Raw genomic sequence first — 24,502 nt, 5'->3', positions numbered from 1 at the left:
TATTGAAATTTATCGAATCGGAGTATTCTATCGAGCATTTCCTGATGCAATGTGAGGTATGCTCTCTGTTGCAGCAGGAGTGCGCCACTCGTGCGGGCTCTCTGCGTCCCGGGGCTGAGTGTCCTGCGAGAGGAGAGGGATCATTGAGCATGGCGACTACGAGTGAACTGAAGGAAATTGTGCGCGAGCTTGAGCTGGTCGATATCGGCGATGCTGCCAGCTATCTTGGTGAGGAGGCGATGCCAGTGCAGGAGCTGCCTCGCAACGAGCAACCGCCGTCGCTGCTGGAGCATGCTCCTGGTCATCCTGCGACCTGTACCTGTATCTTCTGTCAATTATTGCATGTCTTATAGAGCAAAATAGCTGCTCCGCTTCAGCGCTTCACCTTAGCAACGGGGCGCAGGCTGTGGCGACTCCCCACCACTGCCGGTGCCCCGTTGCTCTGTATTCTACTCCTTCCGCTCTGGACTGCGGTTGCGCGCTGGAGGACCTCAGTAGTGGGCCGCCAGCAGGATGTTGATGCGCCGCTCGGGATGGGGCATGCCGCTGGTGCGGATCTGAGCGACGACGGTCTCCAGATCGTAGGGCACGCGGCGGATCTCCCCCTCCCAGTCGTTGCCTTGCCAGCTAAGAATGCCGTAGGCGGCGCGCTGATCTCCATCGCGTGGCAGGCCGCAGCTGGCCGCATCTAACAGCAACAGTCGCCGCCAGCGTCGCAGGTAAGCGATATGCAGGTGGCCGAAGGCCAGGGCGCCAATCTGCTCATCCAGGCCGTCGAGCAAGCGCTCCAGCTCCTGATCGGAGGCGTGAGGAGGGATGGCGTCCTCCAAATTGCGCGGGTTGGCGTGCACGACCAGGACATCGCTGCCATTGGGATTGGTCACGCGGTACGAGAAAGGCAGGTCGCGCAGGTAGGCGATGCCTTCCGGTCCGATCTGCTCGCGCGTCCAGGCTACGGTGCTCTGTTTTTTGCGCCCTTTCTCGGGGGCGGTGCTGACCACCTCCTCATCGACGTTGCCTTTAATGACCGGGCAGCCGAGCTGCTGGACAATCGTGAGCACCTCACGAGGGCGCGGGCCATTCAAGCAGAGGTCGCCAGCGATGACTAGCTGATCGATTGCTGGCTGGCGGCGCAGATCTTCCAGTACGGCCTCCAGGGCCACCTGATTCCCATGAATATCAGAGATAATGGCAATGCGCATAGTCAATCTGCTATTCTCTCCTTAGAGCGAGCGAGCGAGCGACAAGGAAGGCAAGGCATAGTCTGCCCCGCCGTCGGGCAAAGCAGCCAGCGGCTTGCCGTCTGGTCTGGCCAGGGGTGGACCTGTCTGCTGCAACGGAGGTGAGAGCCGATGGAACACGTCATCGGCGTCCTGTCGGATACCCATATTCCGCGCTTCAAAGCTTTGCCCGAGGTCCTCTGGCGCCATTTTGCCGGTGTCGAACTGATCATTCATGCCGGGGATCTCTCGGTGCTCTCCGTCGTCAGTGAGCTAGAGACCATCGCGCCCGTCGTCGCTGTGCAGGGCAACGTCGAGAGTGACGAAGTGCGGCGTGCGCTGCCCCTCAAGCGCGAGCTGGTGATCGGCGGCTGCCGCATTGGCGTGGTCCACATCCTCAGCCCGGATGGCGCGCGACGAGGGCGCAGTGAGGATGTGGCGCGTCTGGAGGCGGCCCGTCGGGAGTTCCCGCGGGCGCGCTGTGTGATCTTCGGTCATACCCACGTTCCCTATCTCTGTCAACGGGACGGGCTGCTGCTCTTCAATCCTGGCAGCGCTACCGATCGGCGCAGTCAGCCAGTCTGCACGATTGGCCGTCTCTACATTGAAGACGCCAGCGGTAGCCCGCGTGGGGAAATCATCCCCCTTGCCTCCTCTACCTGCTGAGCTGGCGCCAAGGCGGAGCCGCCCCGGCGCTCGCTGGTCGGCAGCCCAACGGAAGGAGGCCAGGAGGCGGCAATCAGTGGCGTGCCCGCAGCACCTCCTGGCCGCCCAGATAGGGGCGCAGGGCCTCGGGAATGCGTACCGAGCCATCGGGCTGCTGATGGTTTTCCAGCAGCGGGATCAGGATGCGCGGCGATGCAATGGCCGTGTTATTGAGCGTGTGCACGAACTTCACCTTGCCGTCGCGATCGCGGTAGCGAATATTGACGCGCCGCGCCTGCCAGTCGTGGAAGTACGAGCAAGAGTGCGTCTCGCGATAGCGGCCCTCGCTGGGAACCCAGCATTCCAGATCGTACATGCCGACCTTGCCATCGCCCATGTCACCGGTGCAGACATTGACCACGCGATAGGGGATCTCCAGGGCCTGAACCAGCTCCTCGGCGTTGTGGATCAGCTGCTCGTGCCAGCGCACCGACTCCTCGTGTGAGGCTTCGCAGATCACATACTGCTCGACCTTGTTGAACTGATGGACGCGGAAGACGCCGCGCGTGTCCTTGCCATAGGTGCCGGCCTCTTTGCGGAAGCAGGGGCAGAAGCCGACAAAGGTCAGGGGCAGCTCCTCGTAGCTAAGAATCTCGTCCTTGAACATGCCCGTAATCGAGACCTCGGCGGTTCCCACAAGGAAAGTGTCCTCGCCTTCCAGGGCATAGACCTGGTCCCGTCCACGCGGAAACTGGCCGTTGCCGATGAAACAGAACTCGCGCGCCATCGCCGGCACGATCAGGGGCGTAAAGCCCTTGGCGGCGATGCGATCGAAAGCGAAGTGCAAGAGGGCCAGCTCAAGACGAGCGGCATCGCCTTTGAGCACATAGCTGCGCGAGCCGGCGATTTTTGCCGCGCGCTCCATGTCGACCAGGTCCAGCTTCTGCATCAGCGTATAGTGGTCCAGCAGCGGGAAGTCGAACTGTGGCTTCTCTCCCCAATAGCGCACTGGGACGTTGTCCTCTTCGCTCGTGCCGACTGGAGCCGAGGGATCAGGAATCTGCGGCACCAGGTAGAGGAGCTGCTGGCGCTGCTCGCTGAGAGCCTCCAGCTGCGGCTCCAGTTCCTTGAGGCGTGCCGCCAGCTGTTTGCCCTGGACGATGAGGGACTCGCGCAGCTCCTTGTCTTTGCCGGCCTGTCCGATGCGCTTCGAAAGCTGGTTCTGCTCTGCCCGCAGCATCTCGACCTGATGCTGCAGTTCGAGGACCTGGCGGTCAAGGGCCAGAAACTGGTCGACATCAAAATCGCTCTGCTTGAGGCGTACAGCCTCTTTGACAAGCTCTGGATGATTGCGAATGAAGCCAAGATCCAGCACGAAAAACATCCCTCCTTCTGCTCTTTTCGTCCTCAAACATGGGTCTTGGGCCTTGGTCTGTAGCAGGTCGCGCGCGCCAGCTCGCTGGCCGGGATGGTCAGATCACTATGATCCGCCCTGGCTGCAAGACGTCAGGTGCAGCCCGAACCGGCCAGGGGGCCGCGAGCCTGACAACTGACCGCCTATAACGGTCCTGCAGCAATAAAAAAAGCGTTATCGTCCACTGTGCAAGGACGACAACGCTGATTGCTGCGTCGATCGTGGTGCCACCTTTGTTTAGATGCTCTGTTGCCGGCTAGCCAGAGAGCAAGAGACTCTAGAAACTGGCTGTGCAGAGCCATCCCTCATTTGGCCTGTTAACGGAGGCCACCGCAAACGCTCATCGCGTGGGCTCCCAGGTGGATTCCCTCATCCCCGGCACTGCGTTGCACCAACCCGCAGCTCTCTAGCGCTCGCAGGCATGAAGTACTTGTCCTGTTCTTCGCCTTTACTCAGTCAACGACCCCTGACTCAAGCCAGGGGCTTGCCCGCAGCTGTGTTGGCCCGGGCTTCAGGGCTGGTTGACAGCAGCCCACCGCCCCGTAGGACAGGAGAGCGCAATTGACCCGTTTGCTCCGCCGCCCCTCTGCACGATGAGGCACAGCTGTTGCTGGTCACAAACAAGCCAGTGCCTTCAGCCTGAAAAGCAGGATACCATAGGAGAGTCGGCTGAGTCAACCCCAGGGTGAGGGTGAGCAGGATGCCATCTTTCTCCCCTGGATGAAGCCAGGGGCCCCCAGCGGCATGCCTTTATGCACAAAGCGCTCCGGACTGGTGGCTGCAGCCTGTCTGATTCCAGACCACGGCGCAGACGGCTCACTAGTGAAGGGCCCAGACCTGGGCATTGCTGAACTGAGCCACACAGGGCAGCTGATCATCGATGGCGACGACGCCGATCGCCCCCGTTGAGAGAGTGTGGTCCTGCACGCTGCCCACGGCCTGCTCGTTGACATAGAGCACGATGCTCTCCTGACTGACCAGCACGCCCAGAATGTTCGTCTGCGTCAGGCCGCTGCTGATCGCCGGGCTAAAGCCGGTCAGCAGGGTTTGGCCCCTCTGACCCTGGTAGAGATCAAGAGCGAACGAGCCGTTGATGCTCACGCGGAAAAGATAGTAGCTCTGGCCATCGCTGCTGGCGCGGAAGAGCAGCCCGGCCTCCTGGCCGTGGGTAATTGTCAGCTGGACCTCGTAGACAAACTGGCTGAAGTTTGTATTGTGAGCGAGGCATGGTTGTAGCAGTCCGGGGTGACCGGCTCGCGCCTCATAGGCGCCGTTGTTGAAGAAGCAGCCGGTGCCGGCGTCGCTGAAGCCCTGGTCCCAGCCGTGGCTCTCATCGAGGCTGCTCAGATCGTCGCTGAAGGCCGGCTGGCCCTGCGTAATCTGGCTCAGGCGCTCGTCGTAGGCGGTAGCGGTCGCTGTGAGCTGGCTATTCTGAGCTGTTGCCAGGCTCTGGGCTGTGGCGGTGGCGTAGATCGCCGCCTGTTGGGTTGCCAGGGCCTGCGCGGTGCCTGCAGCCTGAGCGCTGGCGCTGGCCAGAACCTGGCGCGTGGCCTGGGCGCGGGCAGTGGCCTGGGCCTGAAGTATGGCCGTGGCCTGGCCCGTGGTCAGCATCACGAGCAGAGCCGTGCTTGTCAGCAGCAGCAGAGCGGCCAGCGACCCATAGAGCCACCACTGACCGCGCGAGAGTCCGGCAGAGCGCAGCCGGAAAGGGGCAGGCTCAGCAGCAGGCGTCTGCACGAGCGTCCCTGTCTCAGCCTGCTCTTGTGACCCTCCTCCTTCTGTTGGCCTTTCGGCGGAAATCTCGCTGCTCCCCTCTGCTCTTGACGTCCACGTGTGAGGTGGTGGTAGCTCCGGTTCGGGGCCGCCAGTGCTCACCTGTGGGCGGCTTGAGTGCTGCTTTCCTGGCATAGATGGCACTCCCTCGCTTGGCAAGAGGCTTCTCTCCTTCTGCTCCTCTCTGCTACTATAGCATGAACACTGTATACAAGACCAGCTCTGCCTGGACCTGGCGAAGCGTGCAGAAGACCCTCCAGCGGGAGAGAAGGGCGCGAGTGCTGGCAGTCTCGGGGAGGGCAGGGCCTGCCCCATCCCCGTGGTGAGCGGTATTTCTACACTACACTTGGGCCAGCGGCTCGCCTCTCGTCACATTACCACCGCTGATCTCCTTCCTCCCGTTCGAAAGCCTGCCTACAGCCGCCAGATTTTCGCATTCTGGAAGGCAGCGTCGGCGGAGATCTTGCCGGCGTTCAGCGCAATCAGACCGACCATTCCGCTCGTCAAGGTGCTGTCGTGAGCCGTAGAAAGGTAGTGCTGGTTCACGAACAGCATGAGCGTATTCTCCTGGGCGATGACGGTCAGGGTATTACTCTCGCCGAGATTGGCGTTAATGGCGGAGCTGACGCCCTCAGAGAGATAGGTGACATTCCCGTTATTGACTTTACTCAACAGGTAGGCACCGCTGGGGCTGATGGTGAAGCTATAGAAGCTGCTCGCGTTCTCATTAAGGCGGAAGACCAGGCCCGCCATAGTTTGAAGGCCGCTCTTATCGCCCTTGACCATCGTCATATCAACCTGGAAGGCCAGATTGTGGTACGTCGAGGCGTTGGCAGCGCAGGCCCAGGCCGGGGTGCTGGTAGTAGTCAGGATATGCAGAGCGCCATTGTTGAACTGGCAGCCGCTGCCATCGTTATTGCGTGTATCATCCCAGTTGCTGGCGCTCTGGCTGGCCAGCGAGTCATTCACCTGGGGAGTCTGCGAGGTGACATAGCTATAGAACGCCTGGGGATTGTCCTGCAGAGCAGTCACCGTGGCCGTGGCATTCGCCTGAGCAACGGCTGTCGCCGTCTGGTGGCTGCGAGCGAGGGCTGTGGCACTCTGAGCCGTGGCCGTGGCGGCGGCATGCTCCTGGCCTGGGCGGATGACGCCGAGGTAGACGGTACTCCCAAGCAGGATCATGACACAAATCAGCAAGATGGCCAGAATGAGTAGCAACGTAGACCGGCCTCCTCTGGCCTGTCCTGGCGCAGAGGGAGCGGGGGGAAAGCCCGGGCCTGTTCCTGGTGCGGGTGCTCCAGGGGCTGGTTGCTGTGAATACCACGGCCAGCCAGGCTGACTCTGTTGAGGGAGGGCGGCGCCCGCCTCTCTGTTAGGACCTGCTGCACTCGCTGGGCCGGGCGGGAAGAATGAAGGTGGATAGCCAGGATAGGAGACGCCAGAAGGACTGAGAGGCCCTGGCTGCGGAGCTGCTGCGGGCGGATAGCCAGGTCCAGGAGGCGTTAAGATACCACTCTGGCTAACCTGGCTGGCCGGCTGAGGCGGGGAACCAGCGGTTGGGGGCGGCGCGGCCCCCGCTGTCTGGAATTGAGCGGGCGAGGGCGGAACAGTGCCGCTCAGGCCAGGATAGGAGGGACTGCCAGAGCTGGCAGATGGCGGCACCCACCCATAGCTGGTAGCCACATCCCGTGGCGGCGGGACCGGCGCTACACTGCTGGGCTGAGAGGGGGGGGCAGGGGCCGCAGCTGGCCCGCTGGCTGGCGATGCCGTTGGCGTCGCACCCGCTGCCGCATCGGCGTGAGGATGCGCATCTCCCGAAGCCGAAGCTTGAGCCGCGCCCGGCTGGGCAGACGCTTCCCCTTCGGCACTGGCCGGCACTGGCGGCGGTTGCTGCCAGCGCGAAGGCGCTCGTACCGTAGGCTCGCTGTAGGGAGCGCGCAAGGTGCGCTCGCTATCCTCGACGCCAGTCGACTCTTCGCTCCTCTCGGAGCGGTGCTTAATCAGCGTATCATCTGGGCTGCCGAACGTAGAAGACGAGGTCTGCTCCTTCTCTGGCTCCAGCACATTGTAAGGAGTAGGAGCGCCACAGGCTGGGCAGACCCGTGCCCCCGCGGGCAGCTCGGCCTTGCAGATCTGGCATTGCATAGGTAAGAAGATCCTCCTCAAGGGCTGAGCGTAGTGACTCCCGAATGCATCATCAGCATAACATGCTTTTCAATCTATGCCAAGTGATCTCAACATAGCTTGTGAGAAGCGAGCCGGGCGCGGTAGCATGGGCGAAAACCGCTCCTGCCCCTGGTTATCTCTGGCTTTGGTTCTGACGGCAAGGTATGCAGACAGAGAGCAGGAGGAGAAACGGGCATGGATGGTTAGCGCGACCAGACCTGGAGCTGGGAAAAAGCAGCATCGGTCACATGGCCAAGATCAATGGCGAAGACCCCGATCTGTCCCGTGCTAAAGCTCGTATCCTGGGCGCTGCCCACGTATTGCTTATTAACATAGAGAAGGATTGATGAGCCGCGGGCGATCACCGTCAGCAAGTTATCCTGGCCAGGCGCCGTATGGATAGCTGGCGTTGGGCCACCCACCAGAGCGTTCGCCTGGGTCCCATCGGAGAGCATGAGGCTATAGTTCCCATCGCTGCCAACGAAGAAGAGATAGCCGGTGCCGCTACCCGCGTTCGCGCGGAAGACCAGGCCGCCGCCATCGCCTCGCGCCAGGCGCATGTGAACCTGCAGCGTGAAGTTGGCAAAGCTCGTAGCCAATGCCAGGCAAGGGACGAAGACATGGTCGCTGGAGACGATCGAATGCAAGCTAGAGCCGGAGAAGAGGCAGCCCTCGCGCAGGTTGCTATCCAGGGTCCACAGATTGCCGTTCTGCCCGGTCAAAGGATCGACCAGGGTTGGTGCTCCTTGCGTGGCCGCTGTGTAGGTGGCCTGCTGGGCGGTGACCGTAGCAGCAGCAACGACGGTCGCCTGGGCGGCAGCGGTGGCCGTAGCATGAGCCTGGGTAATGGCTGTTGCTGTGGCGTGGGCATGCGCCTGGGCAGTACTCTGCGTGAGGGCCGTCAAAGCAGCGCTGACTGTAGCCGTGGCCCCCGCTCGCAGTTGGGCTGGATGGTAGATGCCGCCGTAGATGAGCAGGCCCAACCCTGTCAGAAACAGGAAAAGCATCAAGACGAAGCCGAGCCGCAGCGTGCGCGACAGCGAAAAGCTGCTCTTCTTCGAGAACTCGCTGCGGTGAAAATGGGATAGGCGCCGCGGCGCCGCCGACATCGGCGTCGCTGACTGTCCACCAGGTGGGGCCGGAGGGCCTGGCTCGCCCCGGCTCGCCCTTAGCGCCCCTCCGCAGACAGGGCACGTGGTGTAATCCGCGGGCACCGCTGCGTAGCAAAACTCACAGTGCCTGACCATGAGTCTTCTCAAACCTCCTGCTCTCTCAATTTTCTTGCTCTATCCTTACCTAGATCGCTCCCTTGCACCCGTGCCCCGGCTCCCGAGACTCCAGTTTCTCTGCTCGCACGAAGCTGATGCTGCCCATGTATTTCCTCTCACGATTCTTTCGCTGCAAGTAAGTGCCCTCCTTCCAGGCCAGGGCTGGCGATGCAGCACAGAGAGTGGAAGAAGAGAAGACGTTTGAGGGCTCCCTTCCAGGGCGGAAGAAGGTGCTCCTCATCCTTTCATATTATGAAGATAAATGTATTGATTGACGACACTCAGTATAACACACTGCTTTGTCGAAGGGAAGGGTAAAAAGAGAAAAAAATAACACGTGACAGACCGCAGCCGGCAGGCAGCGAGCCAATGTCGCGACAGCAAGCGGACAGAGGCGATGGAGCGCCGCGCTGCCGGGGGATGGTCACGTGTCAGGGCAAGCCCTATGGTGGGGGAGGAGGGAGCGAGGTGTCTGTCCTCTGCGGCCAGCGGGCGTGGTGGCAAGGCCAAGGCCAGATTCGCAGCCGCTGGAAGCGACACCACACTCGCTAGATCAAACCCAGCTCCCACTTTGCATCTTCGCTCATGCGGTCAGGCGTCCAGGGAGGATCAAAGGTCATCTCCACATCGCATGACTTGACATGCTCGACCTGGCTGACGCGCATCTCGACCTCAGACATCACGTCGCCCACCAATGGGCACCCCATTGATGTCAGCGTCATCTTAATATGCACGTGGCCTGTTTCCTGATTGATATCGATCCCATAGACCAGGCCGAGGTCGTAGATATTGACGGGAATCTCTGGATCGTAACATTCCCGCAGGGCCTCGATTACCTCGGCCTCATTGATCTGGGGCATAGTCTGCTGCTCCTTCCCTGCTGATAGCTCAATATTCCAAGTACCATAGTAGGGATTACTCCACATAAATATAGCGCAAGGCCGAGGCCTTGTCAAAAGAAGCCGGTAGAGACATTGTCTGTCCTCCGCCAGCCGGGAGACTAAGCTGGAGGCTCGCCTCCGGTCAGGAAAGCCAGCACCTCGCTCCGGCTCGGCAGGCCAGACTGAGCGCCGAAGCGCGTCACCTTCAGGGCACTGGCGTAGATCGCAAAGCGCAAAGCCTGAGCGGGGGCCTGGCCCTCCAGCAGCGCGACCGTCAATGCACCCACGAAGCAATCGCCGGCAGCCGTCGTATCGGTCACCTGGACGCGGGGAGCCGGCTCATAGAGGGAGAGCAGGCCATTGCCTGCCTGGGTCTCCCTGGTGACCAGCAGCGCCCCCGCCGCCCCCAGGGTGACCACCACCGTTGCTACTCCCTGCTCATGCAGTCGCAGAGCCAGCGCGCGCGCCTGGGCCAGGCCATCCTTTGCCTCCGGCTCCCCTGGCTCAGCTACGGTCTCGCTGGAACCGGGAGCTGTCTCCAGGGCTGTGACCAGGGCCTGAGCCTCGTGCTCGTTCACAATCAGCAGCTCGATCTGGCGCAGCAGCTCGGGACTCAAAGGCTGGGCTGGAGCGGCGTTCAGCACGACCGGGACAGCCGCAGCCCGGGCTGCCTTGATCAGGTGCTCAACCGTTGCCAGAGGAATCTCAAGCTGCAGGACCAGGGCCGAGGCGTGTGACAGAGCCTCTTCGATGCGGGCCATGTGCCCAGTGTCATACCCGAGGCGGCCATTGGCACCTGCCGCCACGATGATGGCATTGTCTTGCTCTACGAGGAAAATAAAGGCCGTGCCACTGGCCTCCTCCTCATCGCTGGCCACCAGCTCCGTAGAGACGCCTGCCGCCTGCAGGGCTGCCAGTAGCTGCTGTCCAAAAGGATCGCGGCCCACTCGACCGGCCATCATCACGGTCCCCCCTAAACGAGCCATTGCCACCGCCTGATTGGCGCCTTTTCCCCCGGGCACCAGCTTCAACGAGCCGGCACCCAGCAGCGTCTCGCCGAGCACCGGCAGGCGCGGCACCTGCACCACCTGATCCATGTTCAGACTACCAACCACTAAAATGCGCTTCTGCTCCTCCATTGTCTGGCTTACTCCTCTTCCGTTGAGATAAAGGCCCCCAGCTCGCGGCAGTAGCTCAGTAGATCGCTCAGGAGCGGCAGCCCCTCCAGTGCGGCAGCATGCCCCACGAGAATCAGTTTGCGCTGGGCGCGGGTCAGGGCCACATTGAGGCGGTGGGCATCGGTCAGAAACTCATAGAGCAGGCTGTCCGGCGGCGGCGGCTGCGTGGTGGCGAACGAGATAATGATCGCTGCGCGCTCGCCACCCTGAAAGCGATCGACCGTATCGATCGTCAAAGCCGGATGGGGAGCGCCGTACTGTTTCCAGACCAGATGGCGGCGCAGGTTCGCCACCTGAGCGCGATAAGGCGCGATGATCCCGATCTGCGATGGACCGACTCCGCGCGCCAGCAGCGCCGTGACCAGTTCGCGCACCAGACGAGCCTCAGCCTGGCTAACGCGAGCCTCGCTCTCGGGAGTGGTCACATCGAGAAAAACTACTGGCTGGCTGGGACGCAAGGCACGCAGGATGGCCGCCCGCTCGCCCAGACGTGGCGCCGCTGGCCCGCCTAAGCTGAGCTGACGCCGTGCCACCGACGGATGGGCGCGCAGCTCTCCCCCATAGAAATAGCGCGAAGGGAAGGCCGCGATCTGCTCATGCATGCGGTACTGGGTTGTCAGGGCCACGCAGGCGCTCTCTGCTCCCGGGTGCCTGGCCAGATACTCCTCATCGCGGCGCTTCAGCAGGCTAAACAGCGACTCGCGCAGGCCGCCCTCCGCCGCCTCACGGCTCAGCACCAGCGGCGGCAACTGCTTCTCGTCGCCCACCAGGATAAAGCGTCGCGCAAAGCGCAAAGCTCCGAGCAGCGCAGGAACCGTCAACTGGCCGGCCTCATCGATCAGGGCCACATCGAAGCGCAGCAGCGAGTCAGCCTCATTCCCCTGAGCCTCTGCGGGCGCATAGCGCTCAGATGACCAGGTGGCTGTCGTCGAGGCCACCACGGGCAGCATGCGCAGGGCGGCCCGCAGTCTGGCGGTGGCCAGGTCGGCCCGCCCTTCCTCGGTGGCTGCCTCTCCTGGCTCCGGCGAAAGCGGGGCCAGGTGCTTCAAGAGATGGTCTTGAACGCCCTCGGCCACGCTGCGCTCATGTCCCAGGCGCAGGTAATCATGGAAGCCCTCGGCCTCCAGACGCAGCAGCATGTTATCCACCGCCTGGTTCGTAAAGGCTGCCAGCAGAACCCGTTCGCCGCGCTGACAAAGCCGTTTAACAATCTCGGCAATGACCGCGGTCTTTCCCGTGCCAGGAGGACCGTGGATTAGCAGATAATCCTGCATCTGAAGTGCGCGCTCTACTGCCAGATTCTGCTCGCGATTGAAGTCTGCCCGCGACGTCACCGGCTCATCGCTGAAGCGCGGACGGCGCAGGCCATAGACCAGCTCGCGCAGACGCGGCTCCACATCTAACCAGCGCCAGAGATTCTGCAGCGTGCGCAGATGAACCACATCTGTGGCGTGGCGCTCGATCAAGGTAGGATGGGCGATCAGCTCGGGGGTCCAGACCGTTACCTCGCGGGCGCCGATCTCCAGAACGGTACCCGTGACCACCTCACCATCCAGGGGGTGGCCATCGCAGAGCAGGATCTCATCGCCGCTGCGCAGCTCCGACCGATTCTCACAGCGGAAGCGCTGCACCCACTCGCCTTGCTCTGTGAGCTGAGGTGGCTCCAGCGGGGTCAGTCCAGCGATCGCCATCCCGCGGGCCACGTGCTCAGCGACCGGTGCCTGCCAGAGCAGGGCCTGCTCCTGCTCGCTGGCCCGGCCCTCGGCCTGAAGCAGGCGGTAGTAGCGGGCGAAGAAAGCGCGGTCACTCTCCGTAAGCCCGGCGGCTCGCGGTGGCAGCGCGGGCGCGTTGGAGGCAGGCGTGGCGTCCGAAGTTGCAGCCAGCGCCGGCGGCTCCCAATCCAGCAGCCAGGAGACGAGGCGGCACTCCTCCCGCAGCGCACATTTCGAGCAGCGCCCTGGCCCCGGCGGAGCGCAAGGCTCGCCAGTGACGTGGCTGATCGCCAGCAGATTGCGCTGCTCATTCACCTGCTGCAACTCGCGGATCGAGAAAGGAATCCCAAAAGCCTGGGCCTCGCCGGGTGTGCCGCTATAGAGCAGGGTCGCCAGGGCCTTCTGCGTGCGAGCCTGGCGGCGGACAGTCAAGAGCGCGTGATAGCCGTGCACCTGCCAGCGATGATTGCGTCGTGGCAGCGGTCCCGAGGCGCCGCCCGTCTTCAACTCCAGCAACCGCCGTCGCCCTCCCTGCTGCCAAAGCACATCTAAGCGCCCCTTCAGACCGATCTCTGGCGCCAGCAGAAACGTTTCTGCGCGCACCAGATGATCGCCGTGCTCCCCCGGGTTGCTCACAGGACCCGCTGGACCCTCAGCCGGCAAAGGCACATCCCATAGCGTGCTGCGCTGCTGCTCGAACCAGTTCGCCAGGCTCTCCAAATGGGGAGCTACCTCTGCTTCCAACTGCTCTGGCGCAAGGTTCAAGAGCGCCAGCTCAAGGCGACTGTGTTCCAGGACCCGACGCAGTTGCTGATGCAGTAGCGTCAGAGCCTGGCCGCTTTCCTCTGTCAGCGAGCCGCGATCATGGGCCTTCAGCAGCTCCTTAAAGCAGGCATGGACGAGCGTGCCGCGCAACGTTTCCAGCGTTGCCTCGCTGGGAAGCAGGCGCTGAAGCAGATACTGACGCGGACAATATTCGGCGTAAAGCAGGTCCGTAATATTGAGCAGCGTATCCGGCTCGATCACGACCAGCGTCCAGGGGTCAGCACGATAGGAAAGCACGGGGCGCCCATGCTGCTCAGTAGGCTGGGCCGGAGTGGGCAGGTGATAGGCCCGCAGCCGTAGCCCGCGCGCCCGGCGCCCACGGGCCCGCAGCTCCTGCACCAGGCGCCGATAGTCGCGGGTCAACTGGAGAGAGACCAGTCCCTCGGTACATTTCAACAGCAGGCAGGGCAGGCGCTCACCGGAGCTGGCCGGTTGTTCCCAGGCGGCAAGGAGAAAGCCTTCAAGGCGGGGAACAGCGCAGGGGCGAGTCAAGGCAGCAAGCGAGCACAAAAAGCAGGTGCCAGCCTGCTGGGCGGTCTCTAACGTCATAGACATAGCACCTGGCTGTCACCTCTCTCCCTGCAAGCTTGTCATCGAAGGCAGCGAGCGCGACATCGCTGGCGTGGGCTGGTCTGCTGGCGGCCCGCCTCCAAATAGCGTATCCTGAGATATTGTATACGGATAGCAACGAGGGAGGAAAGGAGTCAGCAACAATGGTCCCCATTCGCACCATCACCCTGGGCGTAGCCGAGCCACATCCGCTGACGCCTGCCATTGTGCGGCGTCTGGCCCAGCAGCTGCGAGCCATCGCGGCTCGTCTGCACGAGGCGGGCTATGAGGTGCAGACGCAGCGCCTCGCCACCCGTCCGCTGCTCAGCGACCTGGCCGCCTGGCCGGCCAAAGACGTCGAGCGTTACGGGCGTGAGCTACAAGAGATGCTCACAGAGTCAGAAATCGTCTTTTGCTCGCTCGGTCCCGCTCTTGCCGTCGAGCCGGGCTTTCCGCTTGAGCGCCTGGCCCTGCTTGTCGACCTCCTCAGCGCTGGCCCGGCCTTCAGCGCCAGCGTCCTGCTGGCCAGTAGCGAGCAAGGTCTGCGTCACGACGCAGCTCCAGCCGTAGCCCGCCTCATACTCCGTCTAGCCCGGGAGACTCCCGAAGGCGATGGCAACTTCCGCTTCGCCGCGCTGGCCTGTGTCGAACCGGGTTGTCCCTTCTTCCCCGCCGCCTACCATCGCGGTCCAGCCAGCCTCGGCCTGGGTCTTCAGGGCGCACCTCTCCTTGGCCAGGCCCTTGGCGCCGCGGCAGCAGAAGCGCACCACCCCCTGGCCCCGGAAACGATCAGTGCCATTGTTCGTCGCACACTTGAAGAGCAACTGGGACCGCTGGCCGGCCTGGCGCGCGTGCTCAGCGACGAGCACCAGCTCCACTACAATGGCCTTGACCTCTCGCCTGCCCCTCTTGGCGAAGAGAGCATTGTACCCGCGCTCGAAGCCTGTGGCTACGGCCTCATCGGTGATCCGGGTACTCTGACCGTCGCCGCCGCGATTACCCGTGGTCTCCAAAGCACTGCCTTGCCCACCTGTGGCTACTGTGGCCTCATGCTGCCTGTACTGGAGGACGCCCTTTTAGGGCGACGCTGGGAGGAGGGGCGCCTGCACATTCATCAATTGCTACTCTACTCCGCTGTCTGCGGCACAGGACTGGACACCATTCCTCTGCCGGGCGACAGCTCAGAGCAGACCATTGCCGGCCTCCTCCTCGACGTCGCTACCCTGGCCACACGCCTGCGCAAGCCACTGGCGGCGCGGCTCTTCCCTGTACCTGGCAAACGGCCAGGAGAACGCACGACCTTCACCTCGCCCTATCTCACCAACACACGTATCCGCTGAAGTGGGCAAATCGACACAACGGAAACCGGATCAGGCAGAGGGAAGCAAGGAGCAAAAAACAGGCAGGCGCAAGGCAAGGTCGAGGACAGGGGGCGACCACGGCGCCAGCTTATGGCTGACGACTGAGGCTGCTCCCCCAAAGAGCATCCATCACGCCATCATACGAACTCTTCAGATTCTCGTACAGTCTGGCGTTCTCAATGGCGAGCGCGGCCAGACTGGCGAGAACAGTCAGGAACTGCACATCATCCTCGTGGAAGGTCGCCGGCTCGGCAGTATAGACACGCAAGACGCCGATGACCTCGCCACGCACCTCCAGTGGAACACAGAGCAGCGAGACCAGGCCCTCGCGCCGCGCGGCCTCCTGATACTGAAAACGGGAGTCGACGCGCACATCGGGAATAAAGACCGGCTTGCCGCTCTGGATCACTTCATGATCAATAGGGCTATGAGAGACATCTACCGGGCCCTTGCCGAGGTAGTTGCTGCTCAGCCCATAGGAGGCACTGATCTCAAGCTGACCGGTGCGCTTGTTGAACAGACGTAGCACACAGGCTTTCACCTGCATCGCCTCGGCGATGCTTTTAGCCACACTGTGGAGCACCTCGTCCAGCTCAAGGCTGGACGAGAAGGTCAGCGCAGCCTGATGAAGGGCGGTATAGTAATCCTTATGGGAGCGTGGCGGAGGCCCTGCATTCTGTGGGTTAGTCGTCATGGCGAGACTCCTCCCAGGATTGAGCTGGTGATAGCCGGTTGAGTCAACAAAAAGAAGAATTCCGCTCACTTTAATTATAGCATATCAGCATGCTGGCAGCGATCAGAAAAAGGCTGACCCATCAAAGCAAGCGAGCGAAAGAGAAGAGAAAAAGCCAGCCCTCACCCATCGCGAGCGTTCGCCATGCGTGAAAAACAGAAGGCACCTGCAAGGCCAGGCGCTGCGACGCAATGCGAGAGAAGCAAAGTCCCCGGTGGCGGCGCAGGTCTCACGCGCCGGGGCGAGAGCCTCTCACGGTCTGGCCAGACTGAGCCTGGTCTCTGGCGTCTAGCGTCTGGCTATGTTGGTAGCAGTCTGGCGTAGACGTCTAGCTAGCGTGTGGGGTGCGCCTCACCCGTATTCAGCGTATCCTGAAGCAGTCATAGGCGGCTAGAGTAGTATGTGTATGTGGCATGAATACCAATCTATCATCATGCTTTTGAGGCGCTAGCATCGCTGCTGCTATTGCTCGTGGCGGCGGTCGCGGGTGTACTGGGTGTACCGGCGGCAGCCGTGCCATTGGGGTCCTGGATCACCCAGACCCGGCAGGGGGCATTGAGCAACACATACGGGATCGTCTTGCCCAGATGATTCTGGGAGCGGTGGCTACGCACCAACCCTAGCATAATCAGAGCGCAGCCATGATCGCGGGCCTCATCCACAATCGCCGGGCCGGCATCGCGGGCCTGGACAATCTCGGCGACAGCATCGCAGCCGGCCTCTTCAGCAATGGCAATGGCCTCGGAGAGCAGCTTATTAGCGGCATTCGACTTCTCTGTGAGGACAGCCTTGAGGGGGAGGGTACGAGGAACTTCGATGATGTGGACCAGGTGAACCTTGCGTTTGGCGCGCTTGGCCATCAGGCAAGCCAACCTGACCAGTTCCGTATCCAGTTTCTTCCCCTCGACAATCACCGCGATATCGCCGGTGGCTCCGACCCCGGGCGCCTTGGTGGTCTCGGCCTCCTCCTTCGTTCTTGAGCGCCATAGGTGAACCATAGTGTCTCCCCTCTTCTCGATCTCGAATCTGACAAAACAGCATCATCTTCGTTCGGATCTCTTGCAGGCTCTGCGCGTTGCGCCTCTGCATACGCCTGAAAGAGCCTACTTGCTGCATCCCTGCAGGCCCTTCTACAGATTCTAAGTGGAAGAGACTGGCAGCGTCAATGGTAGTGAGCGCTATTTAGCAAGCCTGCTGCCAGTCCTTACTCTCTTTGGGCGACCAGCGCGATCACTCTGCAGCCAGAACCACCGGTCCGGCCAACCCGGTCAGCAACGAGTGGGCCAGCGGGTTGGACCAGGAAGCTTCCCGCGGAGTAGGCGGCTAGCCCAAGGGACCCAGCCGGTGGCTAATCCGGCTCGATCGTAGCTGTCAGGCCGTAGCTGAGCAGGCGCTCCTGATAGTACTCGGCCAGCTCCTTGGGACAGACCACAACCACGGCGCTCCCAGTCACGTGGGCTGTCAGCATGATGCGCTCTGCCTCTGGCAGCGTCAGGCTATTGACGGCATGCAGTAGGGCAGCAACCACATAATCCATGGTATTCTCATCGTCGTTGAAGAGAATGACCTTATACGGTGGAAAGAGCGCGTCGCGCAGGCGCGCGAGCTTCTCCAGATCAACCTGCAGTCTCGCTGGTGGCACAGTGTTCCCCTTCATACGCTCTTTCTCCCGCCTGGGCATCCCTGGGCTTCTGCTCAGGGCCGCCGGCGCTTGCCAATACTTTGCTGTAAATCTATTCTAATTCTAATCGAGAAACCAAGATATTACCAGTGTTTGCCCAGCAGAGTGGTAAGACCCTCACCTGCCTCATTATTGCTATGAGGTTCTTCAATGGGCAGACTACAGCGAGCGCTGCGTCACTGCTAGCGAGCGAAAAAAAGCGGGAGCAGAGCGCTCCATTGCGCCCGGCTCGCCGCTCCTCACTCCCGGCGGCCCACCCTACGATCGATGCGGCCTCCGTTATTGAGCAAGATCGCCCGTGCCCGGGTTTTACGGCTGATATTCTCGGGATCGAGCAAGCGCAAAGCGATCACTGTCCGTGCCTCGCGCGTGGGAGCGGTGGTTTGGGGGAGGCGTGACAGGTCCTGCCCGATCGCGCCGCGCACCCGGCTCCCGCGGACAAAGGCCAGCACTACGCCGCAGACCAGGCCCACTGCCACCCCGATCACCGTAATCAGCCCGTGTTCAGAGGCGGGAAAGGCGAAGCCCAGTGCAAAGCCCAGCAGGCCCATGACCAGGCCCGCCACCAGTGCCAGTACCAGCAGCAGTGCCGGCGCGGGACCGCTGCGCGTCGTCTGCAAGAAGAAAGCGCTGCGATCCTGGCGTGGACCATGATCGCGGAACTCTCCGCCTTTGACTGCCCCGGCGCTCAGGCGATAAATCTCCTCATCCTTGAAACCCTCCCGGCGCAGCTTCCCCTCAGCCGTGCTGGCTTTCTCCTCATCGCTAAACACTGCGAGGAGATCGTAGTCGGCAAACTGTTGCTGTTGTTGCTGTTGTTGTGGCATGAGAATGGCTCCTGCTAAGGATGGAAATGCGCTCTCTTAGCACCAGACATTATAGCCAATCTCCGTGCCGGGAGGTAGCAAGGCGAGCGACCGACCCTGCTCTCCTTGCCCCACTACGGTCAGGAGAGAGCGTAGCCAGGGCAAGGAGGGTCTGGTTGTGGTTGGACCAGGCCCGGCGCGTGAAGATAAATAAGGAAGGCCCGCGCTGGCGGGCCAGGCCTCTTGCGTTGTCTGTGTCGTTGCTGATCAATCTCACGCCTGCTGGAGAGCGCCGGTCAGGAGCAGGAAGCGCTCATGACGACCAGCTGGCGCGCACCTCGCGCAGCTGCTCGGGAGTCAGGATGCGGAAAAGGATGAGCAAATTCTCCAGATCGTATTCCAGACCCATCGAATGCAGCTCCTGGCGGATGCGGCCCAGCGAGCGGATCTGTGCCGTATTGAGCAGACCATAGCTCACCAGGCTAGCCGCTAGCAGCTGATCGGGGGTCAGCAGCTTGAACATGAGCAAAATCTCCCCCAACTGATAATTGAGATCGACCCCGCGGAGCATGCGTTGAACGTTCTGCGCTACCTCCAGGCGCTCGGGTGGTACCAGATGGCCCTCCAACAGGACGCTGCCAAGCGAGCGCGTGGCCCGTCCATTGAGAACTGGTGGCGACTGCGGCTGTTGCCGCTGTGGAGGCGGCTCCATCGGCGGCAGGCTTTGCACAATGTCGAGCAAGGTCGTATCGGACGTGATCGACTCGCGATCGAACGAAAGGCGGCGCGCTGTCTCGACTGGGGCAGCCTCCGCATGCTGCATCATCTCCTTCTTGGTCTCCTCGTCAGCCGTAGCGGCCAGGTCGTCACCAGACAGGGGCTGGCTGGGGGGGGCGGGCGCCTCCCGTTCGGCTTGCTCGACTGGCCCTGCGTTCCGTATCTGTATCTGGCCGGGAGAGAGGTCCTCTGCTCGGGCTTCATGGGGGCTGCTATAGGCCGGACGCCGTTCGACCGCTGGCTGCTCAGCGCTATAAGCCCGGGCCTGAGCGGTGTGGTGCTGAGTTGCCGCCTGGCTCTGGGCCGCAGCCGTGGCAGACGCCGAAGATGGGGAGGCCATGCGCAGCGACGACAGCTCTCCAATGGTCGGACTGGCGCCCGCCAGGGCCTGCAGATGACTGCGGGCCACGGCATGAGACTCCGCCGAGCGCGAGGGCCGATAATCAGGCTCCTGGTCTGATTGCAAGCCCTGAATCGGCGCTGCTCGCAGCGAGGCTGTACTCAACGGCGAAGGCGAGGCTGGGGCCGCTGGAGCTGCCGCTCCACCAGGTGGGATCTGCGCCTCGCCCGGCTCTGGTCCACGCTCTCCTGGAGCAGAGAGGGCGGAACGTTCGCGCAGCAGGCGCGTCAGCTGCGCCAGGCTCGACTCCCCTTTCTCCTCGGGTGGCGCGTACTGGGTATAGGCCTGATTGGGATGATAGGGGCTTTCCTGAAAGACCGGCTGATAGACTGGCGCTGGCGCTGGCGCTGCAGCCTGGGATGCCGAGGCGAAAGGCGCGGGACTCACCTGAGCCATAGAAGGAAGATGCGCCATCTGCGGAGGCACTTGCTCGCCAGAAAGCGCCGCCTGGGGCTGGGGCAAAGGCCCCGAAGCCTGAGAGCGCGTTGCCTGATAGAAGGTCTCTGCCGACTCCTGGACGAACGGCTCCAGCGGCTGAGATCGCTGCTGGGCATAGAACTCCAGCGGCGCAGACTGGGCCGAAGGAGGATAGTATGGCGGCTGCGCTGGAGAAGACGCAGCCGCGGGAGAGGCAGGCGAGAACTGGCCAGCCTGGTTGAGCGGCGGCTGGCGCGAGCCGGCACTGGCCGCCGGCGAAACGGCGGGTATGCGTGCTGAGGAAGGGGAGGCGGAGGTCACAAACCCATCGGGACCCTGGAAGCCGTCTGCCCCGAAGGCTGCCCCCCAGGCAGCCTCCTGCGCGGGCGCAGAGGCCGGAGCCGGCGAAAAGCTGCGGCTGCCCGGGTAGATCACCGCCCGGATCTTATCGGTGAAGGTCGGCGGCGGGGGAACAGAAGGGACCGCTTGGGCGCTGGCCGCATAGGCCGACGGAGCCGGCGATGACTGCCGCTGAAGCTCGCTGACCTGGCTCTGGCTTGGCGAAAAGACTGCCGGGTGTGGAACCGTCTGCTGCAGACTTGTCAGGGTAGGAGCGGGCGACGCCTGCGTTGGCAGATCGGCCAGGCGTACCTGGGGATGCGAGGCCGTGGCCGGCAAAGGCACCTGAGCCCGGACCGCCTCGACCAGACGCATGATGCCGAGCATCCCATCAACCTCCACATCGACGCTCTGCCGATGCTCCTCGGGATCATACGGACCGTAGCCGGCCAGGTTGGTGCAGCGATAGGTCAGCACCAGGACACCGCGCCCCCGACGCTGGGCCTCTAGCGCCACCCAGAACTCACGGCGCCCTGCCGCCGCCTGGGCCAGGTTGACCAAGACCAGCCGCACCTGATGGCGTGCAATCGCGTCAAAGACTTCCACTGCCGTGCGAGCTATATGGCACTCATAGCCTGCCAGCTGCAGCTCGCTACTGAGCAAGGCGGCAAGTTGCTGATCGCGTTCAAAAATAAGGATATGCGAGCCACCGGTACTGACATTCATCGGCTCATGCAGAGCGCATCTCCCTGACTGCAGACGTGGGGAAGAAGCGCCGCCTCCTTTTCCATCGAGTTTCGACTGTCTGTAGTGATCGTGTGCAAATGAATCAAATAGGGAATGTTTCACTGCAAAGCTGCGTTTTGGCCGGGAATACCCAGACCACCCGCTCGTAGCGCAGAAAGAACAGGCTCAAGAAAGACTGAAATTGCCTGGACTATTCTTCTATTCTACCTGTATTCTTGTCAGGACCGCTCTATATCGTGGCTAGTATAGCATACAATGGCTAAAGAAGGGTAGCTGGCCAGTACCATTGAGCGATTCGCTGGCCTGCCCTCTTGAGCCCTCTTGACAGGGTGTTCGCCAGCGACTACACAGAAAGAAGAAAAGGCCCGGCCTTCTCTGTGGGGCCGGCTGAAACGAAGCGAAGAGAGAAGCCATCATGGTGCAAAAAGAAGAGCAGCCCCAGGCGGCCAGCGCTCACGAGCAGGCCGCCGTTCGCCGATCCATTCCTGTCATTGCCCTCATGACCGACTTTGGCCTGCGCGACGGCTTTGTGGGCATCATGAAGGGAGTCATTGCCAGCATTGTCCCGCAGGCGCAGTTAATAGACATCAGCCATGACATTGCGCCCCAGAACGTCGCGGCTGGGGCCTGGTTGCTTTCAACCGCCTATCGCTATTTTCCGGCGGGCAGTATTTTTCTCTGTGTTGTGGACCCAGGGGTTGGGAGCCGGCGTCGGGCCATTGTGCTGGAAGCCGGCGACTGGTTCTTTGTTGGGCCGGACAATGGTCTCTTCAGCTATGTGCTGGCCGAGCAGCCGCTGCGTCGGGCAGTGGCTCTGGAGAACCCGGCCTATCGTCTGCCGGTGGTCAGCACGACCTTCCACGGGCGAGACATCTTTGCGCCGGCGGCGGCCCATCTGGCACGTGGGGTGCCGCTCGCGGACCTCGGCACTATCCTTGATCCTGGCTCGTTGCAGCGCCTTGATCTCAGCCAGCCGCGGCGCGAGGGAGGGAGCATCGAGTCCAGCGTCATCTACATCGACCACTTTGGCAACCTGGTGACGAGCATTCCCCTGACCCTCGTGCCTGACCTCTTCACTGCCCCGCGTGTGCGCCTGCTCATACCCGGGCGTCGCCTGACCATCGAGCGGCGGCAGCCCTTCTTTGCCGGAGAGGCTGGCGAAGGCGAACCCTTCATCTACAGCGACAGCGCCGGCTATGTGGGGGTGGCCATTCGCAATGGCAACGCCGCTGCCGCCCTGGGTATCTCCGTAGGGGAAGCCGTGACTTTAGTCATAGAGGAAGCCTAGTTCTTTCGTTCTTTCGGCACTGGCGCCTGTCAGTCCCAGCGATTATACTGATCCTTGTAGACAGGGACTGACAACGCGAACAGAGAACGCGGGTCGACCCATCCCGTCGTGTCGCTGCGGCCATCCGTTTCGGCTGCAGGTTCAAGACGGATGGGTCGACAGCCCATCTAGCTCTGCCGCTACCAGCAAGGTGCGGTGTGGAGCGACGAAGCGCCAGTGGCATCGTCAGGAAATCCTCAGCAAGCAGGCCAGGCAGGCTCTGGAGAGGAGAGCAGGTGAAGACCATGACCGCTGTCGAGAAGAGTGAGGAGCACATGGCGGCTGCCAGCGAGGCTGAGCAGCGATTTCACCGTCGTCTGCGCCTGTTCGGCCTGCAATGGCTCCTCTTTTATATCGTTGCCCTGACCATCGCTGACTATATAGTACTTAGCGCTTCTCCCAGTTACTTTCATGACTGGCGGGCTGTGACTATTATCCTGCTCTCGTTACTCTTGCTCCTCGTACAGGGTTTCCACTTTGGGCGTATGTGGCTACGGCTAGAGCGTCGCTGGCCTCCAGCTCGTCCCTATGCCCTGATCCTCTGGGCCTGCTGCTATCTCATCTGTCTGGCGCTGGCCTGCATTGACCGCGGTCTGGCCTGGGACTACTGGCTTGTCTTTGGTCTCTGCTTCTCCATCTTTGAACTGCCTTTCCTCGTCTGGCCGCTACTCTGCTCGCTCCTGACCTTCCTGCTGCTCAGCGGGGTCTTCCACTGGCCTCTGGAGCTGAATGATCTGGGTGTGCTAGGGGGACTGCTTCTCTCGCTCAGCTCTGCGGTTATCTCGGCCCTTACCATTGCCCGTCTCTTCAGAGAACAGGAACGCAATGCGCGCCTTTTACAGGAATTGGCCCAGGCCCATAGTGAACTGGAGGAGGCCCATCAGCGTCTGGCGCTCTCGGCGGCTCAGGAACAGGAGCTGGCCGTCCTGCGCGAGCGCACGCGCCTGGCGCGCGAAATGCATGACACTCTTGGTCATGCCCTTACCCTGGTCAGTGTCAAGCTAGAGGTACTGCGTCGCCTTGTCGGTCGGGACCCGCAGCGCTGTGAGCGGGAGATTGTCGAGACGCTGCAAGTCACGCGCGAGGCCATGAGCGGGCTACGGGCCTCCATCGCGAATCTGCGTTCACCTGTGCTGCTGCAAGGCTCCCTCCGGCAAGCGATTACCTCCATTGCCCAGCGTCGGGCGGCGCGCTGCGGGTGGAGCCTGGAGCTAGACCTTCCCCCCGAGTTGGAGCATCTGCCCGGTGACCGGCAAGAGGCCCTGCTCAAAATCATTGAGACCCTGCTCAAAATCATTCAAGAGGCCCTCACCAACATCGAGAAGCATGCCCAGGCCACACGGGTCTGGCTGCGGTTGCGCACAGAAGCTGGCCGGCTTCAGCTCACCCTTGCCGACAACGGCGTTGGTCTGCCGCTGGAGGTGCAGGCCCAGCTCGCGGCCTGCAGCCGAGACGAGGCTCCCGTTGCCAGCGACAGCCTTTTCGTTCCGCTCACGGACGCCGGTTCGGGGCCGGGCCATTACGGCCTGATCGGCATGCGTGAGCGCGTGCACGAGCTAGGGGGCGAGTTGCATCTCAGTTGTCCCGCCGACGGTGGCTGTCGCCTCCACGTCAGCATCCCCCTCATCGAAGCCCCGCGTGACACCGCGCGTGATCGCGCCCGTGAAGAGCATGAAGAAGTAGACAGATAGCTGGCCCTGCCCGCTTAGAGAGGCCCGACACGGCCTCGGCAGCCAGCGCTCTGCGGCTATCGCCTTCGCCACCTCCACCGGAACGGTTTGCCGCTTTCGCCCCCTGTCGAAAGAAAGAACCGGCGTGGGCCAGCCAGCCAGCCAGGTGCATGCAGGGAAGACTGGCCAGCGACGAGGCTGAGGGAGCAGCCAGGAGATGACCCAGATGGGGGATGCTGAAAAGCGGCGGTCGCCACTTGACAGGGGCCGGTCTGTACTGTATGCTACGATTACCGTTACTGTTTACTCTGGAACACGTCCGAATCAAGCAACATATGACATTCAACCAGACACGGTATCCCCTGCAGGGGGAACAAGTGGGACCTCTCGGGGGGAGCGCAGGGGCAAGGAGAAGGAGGGGAGAGAACAAAAAGCAGGGAGAGCACTTGCTCCACGCGGCCCGAGGGCCAGACGTTCAGCGGCCCATCTTCGCTGCAGCTTGGCAAGCCGCGAGAGGGTATTGAAGGCAGGCGAGAGGAGAAGCGGAAGGAGAGCGAGCAGAAGATGCAGGCAGCAAGTACAGTCATATCGCATGTTGCAACGTAGAAAGGGC

The 24,502-nt window shown here is 62.3% G+C and carries 18 protein-coding genes; 5 read left to right on the top strand and 13 right to left on the bottom strand.

What is annotated here, in order from left to right; translation table 11 throughout:
- Positions 1-149: 149 nt before the first annotated feature.
- The gene (locus BGC09_RS10670; RefSeq protein WP_069803988.1) at positions 150-353 is read left to right on the top strand and encodes a hypothetical protein; all 204 of its coding nucleotides are present in this window, start codon (positions 150-152) and stop codon (positions 351-353) included.
- 138 nt (positions 354-491) lie between these two features.
- Here the strand turns inward: BGC09_RS10670 and BGC09_RS10665 are convergent, their stop codons facing one another.
- Positions 492-1,202: a metallophosphoesterase family protein gene (locus BGC09_RS10665; protein WP_069803987.1), complete on the bottom strand. Its 711-nt coding sequence runs from the start codon at positions 1,200-1,202 to the stop codon at positions 492-494.
- A gap of 150 nt (positions 1,203-1,352) precedes the next feature.
- Here BGC09_RS10665 and BGC09_RS10660 point away from each other — a divergent pair, with 150 nt between their 5' ends.
- Entirely contained in the window at positions 1,353-1,886 is a 534-nt protein-coding gene (locus tag BGC09_RS10660; RefSeq protein WP_069803986.1) for a metallophosphoesterase family protein, read from the top strand.
- 73 nt (positions 1,887-1,959) lie between these two features.
- Here BGC09_RS10660 and serS read toward each other — a convergent pair whose 3' ends face one another.
- The 7 genes from serS to BGC09_RS10625 form a co-directional block, all read right to left on the bottom strand.
- Positions 1,960-3,249, bottom strand: a complete 1,290-nt coding sequence (gene serS / locus BGC09_RS10655; RefSeq protein WP_218104016.1) for a serine--tRNA ligase — start codon at positions 3,247-3,249, stop codon at positions 1,960-1,962.
- A gap of 849 nt (positions 3,250-4,098) precedes the next feature.
- On the bottom strand, positions 4,099-5,187 hold the full coding sequence (locus BGC09_RS10650; RefSeq protein WP_141727735.1) for a hypothetical protein: 1,089 nt from the start codon (positions 5,185-5,187) through the stop codon (positions 4,099-4,101).
- A 279-nt stretch (positions 5,188-5,466) separates the two neighbouring features.
- A complete protein-coding gene (locus tag BGC09_RS10645; RefSeq protein ID WP_069803984.1) occupies positions 5,467-7,197 on the bottom strand; it encodes a zinc ribbon domain-containing protein in 1,731 nt (576 codons plus the stop codon).
- 224 nt (positions 7,198-7,421) lie between these two features.
- Entirely contained in the window at positions 7,422-8,465 is a 1,044-nt protein-coding gene (locus BGC09_RS10640) for a LamG-like jellyroll fold domain-containing protein (RefSeq protein ID WP_141727734.1), read from the bottom strand.
- Positions 8,466-9,034: 569 nt separating this feature from the next.
- Positions 9,035-9,346 carry an iron-sulfur cluster assembly protein gene (locus BGC09_RS10635; protein WP_069803982.1) on the bottom strand — a complete coding sequence of 104 codons (312 nt, stop codon included), beginning with the start codon at positions 9,344-9,346 and terminating at the stop codon, positions 9,035-9,037.
- Between the two features lie 140 nt (positions 9,347-9,486).
- A complete protein-coding gene (locus BGC09_RS10630; protein WP_069803981.1) occupies positions 9,487-10,506 on the bottom strand; it encodes a ribokinase in 1,020 nt (339 codons plus the stop codon).
- 8 nt (positions 10,507-10,514) lie between these two features.
- Positions 10,515-13,637: an AAA domain-containing protein gene (locus tag BGC09_RS10625; protein ID WP_084658389.1), complete on the bottom strand. Its 3,123-nt coding sequence runs from the start codon at positions 13,635-13,637 to the stop codon at positions 10,515-10,517.
- A gap of 158 nt (positions 13,638-13,795) precedes the next feature.
- Between BGC09_RS10625 and BGC09_RS10620 the strand changes: the two genes are divergently transcribed.
- Positions 13,796-14,971 (top strand): DUF711 family protein, encoded by a 1,176-nt coding sequence (locus BGC09_RS10620; protein WP_069803979.1) that lies wholly within the window; start codon positions 13,796-13,798, stop codon positions 14,969-14,971.
- 109 nt (positions 14,972-15,080) lie between these two features.
- Here the strand turns inward: BGC09_RS10620 and BGC09_RS10615 are convergent, their stop codons facing one another.
- The 5 genes from BGC09_RS10615 to BGC09_RS10595 form a co-directional block, all read right to left on the bottom strand.
- Positions 15,081-15,686: a GAF domain-containing protein gene (locus BGC09_RS10615; RefSeq protein ID WP_069803978.1), complete on the bottom strand. Its 606-nt coding sequence runs from the start codon at positions 15,684-15,686 to the stop codon at positions 15,081-15,083.
- A 470-nt stretch (positions 15,687-16,156) separates the two neighbouring features.
- Positions 16,157-16,723 carry a universal stress protein gene (locus tag BGC09_RS10610; RefSeq protein ID WP_069803977.1) on the bottom strand — a complete coding sequence of 189 codons (567 nt, stop codon included), beginning with the start codon at positions 16,721-16,723 and terminating at the stop codon, positions 16,157-16,159.
- A gap of 350 nt (positions 16,724-17,073) precedes the next feature.
- Entirely contained in the window at positions 17,074-17,382 is a 309-nt protein-coding gene (locus BGC09_RS10605) for an ATP-dependent Clp protease adaptor ClpS (RefSeq protein WP_081838886.1), read from the bottom strand.
- Positions 17,383-17,645: 263 nt separating this feature from the next.
- Positions 17,646-18,233 (bottom strand): hypothetical protein, encoded by a 588-nt coding sequence (locus tag BGC09_RS10600; RefSeq protein WP_069803976.1) that lies wholly within the window; start codon positions 18,231-18,233, stop codon positions 17,646-17,648.
- A gap of 292 nt (positions 18,234-18,525) precedes the next feature.
- Complete coding sequence (locus tag BGC09_RS10595) at positions 18,526-20,871, bottom strand: hypothetical protein (RefSeq protein WP_069803975.1); 2,346 nt, start codon at positions 20,869-20,871, stop codon at positions 18,526-18,528.
- Positions 20,872-21,307: 436 nt separating this feature from the next.
- Here BGC09_RS10595 and BGC09_RS10590 point away from each other — a divergent pair, with 436 nt between their 5' ends.
- Together BGC09_RS10590 and BGC09_RS10585 are read left to right on the top strand one after the other, a co-directional pair.
- Positions 21,308-22,180 (top strand): SAM hydrolase/SAM-dependent halogenase family protein, encoded by an 873-nt coding sequence (locus BGC09_RS10590; RefSeq protein ID WP_218104015.1) that lies wholly within the window; start codon positions 21,308-21,310, stop codon positions 22,178-22,180.
- 284 nt (positions 22,181-22,464) lie between these two features.
- Entirely contained in the window at positions 22,465-23,910 is a 1,446-nt protein-coding gene (locus tag BGC09_RS10585) for a sensor histidine kinase (RefSeq protein WP_069803974.1), read from the top strand.
- The last annotated feature ends 592 nt before the right edge of the window (positions 23,911-24,502 follow it).

This window comes from Thermogemmatispora onikobensis (assembly GCF_001748285.1).
GTDB lineage: Bacteria > Chloroflexota > Ktedonobacteria > Ktedonobacterales > Ktedonobacteraceae > Thermogemmatispora > Thermogemmatispora onikobensis.
Note: the sequence above shows the minus strand (reverse complement) of the source record. Positions and strands in the feature narration are given on the sequence as shown.

Coding starts and splice junctions, on each gene's coding strand:
- BGC09_RS10630 (WP_069803981.1), bottom strand. CDS start 10,506: ATGGAGGAGCAGAAGCGCATTTTAGTGGTTGGTAGTCTGAACATGGAT.
- serS (WP_218104016.1), bottom strand. CDS start 3,249: ATGTTTTTCGTGCTGGATCTTGGCTTCATTCGCAATCATCCAGAGCTT.
- BGC09_RS10610 (WP_069803977.1), bottom strand. CDS start 16,723: ATGGTTCACCTATGGCGCTCAAGAACGAAGGAGGAGGCCGAGACCACC.
- BGC09_RS10595 (WP_069803975.1), bottom strand. CDS start 20,871: ATGAATGTCAGTACCGGTGGCTCGCATATCCTTATTTTTGAACGCGAT.
- BGC09_RS10620 (WP_069803979.1), top strand. CDS start 13,796: ATGGTCCCCATTCGCACCATCACCCTGGGCGTAGCCGAGCCACATCCG.
- BGC09_RS10650 (WP_141727735.1), bottom strand. CDS start 5,187: ATGCCAGGAAAGCAGCACTCAAGCCGCCCACAGGTGAGCACTGGCGGC.
- BGC09_RS10600 (WP_069803976.1), bottom strand. CDS start 18,233: ATGCCACAACAACAGCAACAACAGCAACAGTTTGCCGACTACGATCTC.
- BGC09_RS10590 (WP_218104015.1), top strand. CDS start 21,308: ATGGTGCAAAAAGAAGAGCAGCCCCAGGCGGCCAGCGCTCACGAGCAG.
- BGC09_RS10660 (WP_069803986.1), top strand. CDS start 1,353: ATGGAACACGTCATCGGCGTCCTGTCGGATACCCATATTCCGCGCTTC.
- BGC09_RS10670 (WP_069803988.1), top strand. CDS start 150: ATGGCGACTACGAGTGAACTGAAGGAAATTGTGCGCGAGCTTGAGCTG.
- BGC09_RS10585 (WP_069803974.1), top strand. CDS start 22,465: ATGACCGCTGTCGAGAAGAGTGAGGAGCACATGGCGGCTGCCAGCGAG.
- BGC09_RS10635 (WP_069803982.1), bottom strand. CDS start 9,346: ATGCCCCAGATCAATGAGGCCGAGGTAATCGAGGCCCTGCGGGAATGT.
- BGC09_RS10615 (WP_069803978.1), bottom strand. CDS start 15,686: ATGACGACTAACCCACAGAATGCAGGGCCTCCGCCACGCTCCCATAAG.
- BGC09_RS10605 (WP_081838886.1), bottom strand. CDS start 17,382: ATGAAGGGGAACACTGTGCCACCAGCGAGACTGCAGGTTGATCTGGAG.
- BGC09_RS10625 (WP_084658389.1), bottom strand. CDS start 13,637: ATGTCTATGACGTTAGAGACCGCCCAGCAGGCTGGCACCTGCTTTTTG.
- BGC09_RS10645 (WP_069803984.1), bottom strand. CDS start 7,197: ATGCAATGCCAGATCTGCAAGGCCGAGCTGCCCGCGGGGGCACGGGTC.
- BGC09_RS10640 (WP_141727734.1), bottom strand. CDS start 8,465: ATGGTCAGGCACTGTGAGTTTTGCTACGCAGCGGTGCCCGCGGATTAC.
- BGC09_RS10665 (WP_069803987.1), bottom strand. CDS start 1,202: ATGCGCATTGCCATTATCTCTGATATTCATGGGAATCAGGTGGCCCTG.